The following is a 5642-nucleotide window of genomic DNA, read 5'->3' on the forward strand; positions in this document are numbered from 1 at the left end:
GGGTACGCGGCGGAGTTCATGGGTGCGGGGCGGGAGGGTCTGGAGGAGGTCGCGGCGCGGGTGGAGGCCGCGGGCGCGGGCGCGGCCGCGATCGTCTTCGGTGCGGGACGCAACGGCTCCGGACACATCTGGAACCTGGTGAACGTGCCCGGTACCGGCCTGGTCTGGGTCGACGCCCAGCGGTCGGTATGGGCACCGGGCGAGCAGCCGCTCTACCCGGACGCCACCCGGATCTGGGCCATCCCGCTGGACGCCGACAACACCTACATCCCCGGCACCGGACACTGGAACGACGCCACCACCACCGACACCCACACCCACAACGCCACCGACAACACGAGCACCGCCCAGCCACCCGCCACCTACACCGGCACAGCTCTGCGTCAGAGCGACAGCACACTGATAAATGCCCCCGACGATCGGAGTTTTCAGCAACCAACTGGAGAAAGCTCGATCCAAGGTCCGGCTGGTGTGGTTGCGTCGCCAGCGGAGCTAACTGGCCCGAACGGCCCCGCCGTCCTACAGGCCCTGCTCGGGACAGCCCCCGACACCCACGGTGTGACCGAGTTCCTGCGAACGCTGAACACCGAGCTGGCGGGCGGGCAACAGAGGGCGGAGGCGGCGGCGCAGCTGGCGGCGCGCCGCGTGTCGATGACCGCAGGTGAATCGGAGTCGGCCGACCTGGAGGGCTTCGGGATCCAGGAGGTGCGACTGCTGCAGCAGTCCGACAGACTCGCCGAGGTGTACCGCTTCGAGGTGGCGTTGGCGGAGCTGGAGTCGTCGGTGCCCGGGAAGCCGATGCCCACACCGTCGGGGCTCTTCGTGCCGGCGAAGGGCCTGGCTGGGTTCGTCGACGACGGGCGGGCGCAGCTGCAGGCGGCGTTCGGGTTCCCGAAGGTAAAGAACGCGCTGGTGGTGCACGTCCACACGGACGGTGCCGGGCGGTTCGTGGTGGGCAACCGGGCGTTGGGCGCGGCGGAGTTCTACCGGGAGGTGATCGCGCCGAAGGCACTGGCGGACGGCCGGCTGCTGGTGTTCGTCGGGTGTGACGTGAACAGCGTGGTGGCCGGAGGCCGCCCGGCGGCGGAGGTGATCCGGGAGCTGGCACCGGGGCTGCACCTGGTGAGCGCGGACGCCCCGGTGTTCACCATGCCGAACGGTTCGGTGCTGACCTTGCGCTACACCTTCGACGGGAACGGGCTGCCCACACCCGGCAACTCCCTTCCGGGCGGGTTCACCCTGATGCCTGCCGGTGGCGGCGAGCCGGTCGGGCTCGGGCCTGATCTGCTGGTGGCAGTGCGGGAGCAGATCCCGGCACTGCTGAGCGGTGACTGGTTCGAGGTGAGCCCGTACCGGGCCGTGCCGGCGGTCGAGAGCCTCGTGCAGTGGATGCCGAGGAAGAAGGCAACGGGCGGGCCCCAACCGGTCGCGACCGGGTCGGCGGTGCGGGACGAGGACATCTGGGTCAGCTTCGGCGATCCGGAGCAGTTCCGGGAGCACATTCAGACGTTCGGCCTGAAGGTGACGACAAACCCGTTCTCGGGCGTGCCGATGGCCCGGTTGTCGGGCGGCCATCAGCTCGGCGAGGACGGGAAGATTCAGATCCGGGACGGCGGCTCGTTGTCACGGGTGGGCCTGGTAGCCGGGTCGCAGCTTGCACCGCTGCCGAACGGGGTGTTCGACGCGATGGTGGAGTACCGACCGCTGGTGGGCGACCCGGTGGCCAAGCTGAGCGCGTTCTTTCCCACGCATCTGAGCTGGGACCAGATCCGAAGCAGTGCGGCGCAGGCGTACCGGAACGCCGTTCGGGCGGGTGAGGCGAACTTTGCAGGTGGATTCAACTCGGCGCAAGCCGGGGTGGACTCGCTGCTCAAAAGGTTCGTGGGGACGGACGTGCATGGGAACTGGCTGGCAGGCTTCGTGGTGGCCGGAGAGATCAAGTCGGTGTTCCCGCTGTACCGGGAGCCCGGCCCGGCCCTCACGACCGAGCCGAATCCGTGGGTGCGTACGACGGCAGTGCAGGCACCTGCCGAGACCATGCCCGCCGCATCGGCGGTCGAGGTGGCCGAGGCTGGGGAGACGGTACAGCCGGCTGGTGGGGTGATGCTGTCGGAGATTGTGTGGCAGCCAAAGAGAGCGGATCAGGTCAGCGCCCGGGCGGGTCAGCTGTGGGACGTGGGTCGGCAGGCGGTGGCCGCGGGTTCGCTGTCCTTCGGCAAGTTGCTCAGTGAGGTGGCCGATGCGCTGGCGCGTGCGCGGCGGCTGGCGAAGGGTCAGCAGGGGTTGCTGGTGGAGTCGTTGCTGACGCTGGAGGCGGTGGTGTCGGCGGACAGGTTGACGGCGGCGGGCGGGCGGCTCGGCGTGGCAGAGGTGGGTGCCGCCCTCGCGGCGCTCCGTGCGGCGATCACCGCGCAACAGCAGGCAGGGGCGGACTTCCAGGGTCATGCGGACGATGTGGTGCGGGCACTGGCCGGTCTGCAGGGGCTCAGTACGGACTGGGCGGGTGCGGAGGCCTGGCCCGTGGGGTTCAGCCGATGGCTGGCGGTTCTGCACAGCGGGATGATGGTGGCGCGGCAGAAGGCATCGGTGGCGCGCAGCGTCTACGACCAGCACCTGCAGGTGCTGTCAACCAGTGGTATCGCGCTACTGGAGACCGGGGAACTGTCGGCAGAAGGCCTCTCGGCGGAACTCGGCCGGCTTTCGCTGAAGTCCCGGCACGAGACCGAGCAGCGGATGTGGCTGAGCGACATCCGGTACGCAATCGGCTCGGCCGGTGCGTCCACCGCCGTCGCCGCTGTCAGGGAGCGACTCGACTTCCTCACCGCCGAGCAGAAGCGGTTGAACGAAGTACAGGGCCAGAACGGGGCGCAGCGGCAGAGCGCGCCGGGAGACGACCGCAACACGGTGTGGGCGGGGGAGACGGGTGAGCGGATCGCGCGCGTCCGCCAGGACATCGAGCAGTTGAGCGGCCGGTTCACGGTGCCGACGGCGCAGCTGTCCAAGCTGCGCGCCATGGGTGATGCCGTGGCGCTGGGGAGGCAGGTCTGGCAGGCGCGTGATCTGGGTTATCTGCCGTACAAGGAGGCGGTGGCCTTCGCGAACACGGCGCTGGAGCTGGCTGATGAGATCCAGAGCGCGCCCGGAAGGTTCGCGGTGGTCTCGAAGGACGGCAGTGACGCTGTTCGGGCGGTGACGTCGCTGGTGAACCACCCGGACGATCCGGAGAGGGAGATTTTCGACTCCAGTTGGCAGAGTGTCGCTAACAAATTCCTGGTCGCCGAGTTGAAGCTTTTGATGGTGCAGAGCGGCCCGCACTCCGTCTATGCCCGGAAGTCCCTGGCCGTCTACGAGCACAATCGGGTTGCCGAGTTCACCCGCCGGGACATCTCTGGGGCAGAGAAGTACTTCGCCGGGGCAGAGGACGTTCGGCAGACGGCGACGGCGAACAGCCAGGACCCGGCGATGCGGGTCACGCACGCCGTCAACGACGGTGGCGAGGGCGACATCCGGTGGGCAATCGCTGAGACAGCCTTGACCGGTGCCACATCAGAACAGGTCATCGACCGGCTGGGGCAGTTGACCGGGGATCTGGCGCGCGAGCGAGTGGTGACCGGCGTGACGCCACCGTACCGGTTGATGTTGATGATCACTCAGATCGGACAGATGCGTCACCTGACGGTCGACCCGTCGGCCTTCGCCGCGAAGGTACGGGACAAGGCGCTGAGGTTGGTTCGTGAGGTTCAGGCGGAGTTGTTGAAGCCGTCGTTCGCTCATGCGGTGATGGTGAATGCGATCTCGGACGACCCCTCCGACAGGGTGTCGGCGCGGTTGGAGACGGTGGCGAGTGCATGGGTGGAGTTGGTGCGGTTCGGGTTTGCGGATGTGGCGGTGGTGCGGGGGGAGGTGGCGCGGACGGGTGTGTTCGGACGTCTGGCGGATGCTTTCCGGCTGCCGGAGTTGGGTGAGCATGTACAGCGGTTGTTCGAGTTGCATCTGAGGGTGGTGGCGGGTCCGCAGCGGGTGTCGGAGGGGAAGAAGTGGCGGGACTCGATTCTCGACGGGATCGGTCAGGTGGTGCGGGGCCGTAAGGGCAAGCATCCGGGTGATGTGGCGCCGCCGGCGCGGTATGCGGGTGTGGTGCTGGATGCGTTGGTGGAGGCGGCGGGCAGGCAGGTTCCGGCTCCCAGGGCGGACTTCGAGGATGAGGTGCGCGGGGTGCGGGCTGCGCTGCAGAAGCTGTCGGCGGAGTGGTCGTATCCGGTGGACCTTGTGGTGCAGGGGCCGGCCCGGGTGCTGCGTGAGCCGGTGCCGCTGTCGGACGAGGCGCTGGCGGAGGTCTCGGGGGCGGTCGACCGGTTGGCGGCGATGGTGCCGCTGGTCTTCGACGGGGCGCTCGACCTGGCCGACTACACCACTGCGGCCCACCAGGTGGCCCGACTGGTCGCCCGTCAGGCGGACCTGGGCCTGGTGCTTCGGGCCGTCGTCCTGGCGCTGCTCGGCGACCGGCCCCTCGACCCGGTCCCGCTCCAGCGAACGATGGAGGCACTGCTCGCCTTCAGGTACGGCGGCTCCGACCCGGGCGTCGACTCGGTCGCGCTCCTTGAAGACTTCTCCGGCATCGTCACCGCGGCCCTCAAGAACACCACCCTCCTGCCGCAGCGATTCGACATGGGGATCGCGCTGGCAAGAAGCGACCAGGAATGGCACGGGACCGGCTTCGGCACGATGTCCCAAGAGCAGATCGCGGCGCTCATCGACGGCGGGCACAAAGTCGAGGTCCTCCGGGCGTTGGTGAACCGGGTCGGAGCCATCGCCGATTACGGGAGCCGGGCAGCGTCCGGCGGCCTGCTTACTCCCGAACTGTTCTGGAAGCGGCTGTCGGAACTGCCGGACATGAACGATGTGTTCAGTGCCACGGATCGCGCACAGTTCATCGGCTTCGGTCAGCTGGCCGAAGTCCAGTACCGCCTGGAGGCGGCCGGGAACAGGCCGCTCCCCGACCAGGTCTTCGCGCAGACGGTCTACGAGCTGGGCAAGATGGTCGTACTGCCGACGGCCGAGCCCACCCCGGCGGCGCAGGCAGGCGTGGAGGACCATCGCTCCATCGTTCAGCGGATCCTGGCCCGGCTCCGGCTCAACACGGAGTACGGGGGCGTAGAGCTACTGCCGAGGCAGGTGGCGCTGATGGCCCTCCATGAGGCGATCGCCTACCGCAGCGCGCGGCTCGACAAGGACTACAAGGAAGCGGCCCGGCGGTTCGGCCGCTGGCTGGGGCTGCTGGAGCACGCCGGATTCGACGCGTACCGCATCGCGCCCGATGTCATCCGGTGGTCCTTCGTCCGGCTCCTGGACGCCAAGGTACCGACCGGCTTCGAGGAGCGGGTCGGGCTGCTGGCGGCCCGGCTCGCCTCACCCGACACACCGATCGCCGAGCTCCGCCCGCTGGACGTGAAGGCCCGTGACGGCCTTCGCGCGACGCTGGCCCCGGCCGATGAGCTGCTCCCGGCCAAGACCTCGCTGCAGAGTGATGGTGTGGAGATCGGTGTTGGGGTGGTGGAGGTGGTGGAGCGGCTGGCGGCGCGTCGGGTGCCGTCGGTCGTGAGTGGGACGGGTCCGTCGGTGGGGTTGGAGGACTTCCGGAA

At 68.9% G+C, this 5642-nt stretch carries 1 protein-coding gene; it reads left to right on the forward strand.

From position 1 onward, the window contains the following. On the forward strand, positions 1 to 5642 hold a 5642-nt coding region (locus tag SNE206_RS39605), incomplete at both ends, for a toxin glutamine deamidase domain-containing protein (RefSeq protein WP_407918449.1).

This window comes from Kitasatospora sp. NE20-6 (genome assembly GCF_045862635.1).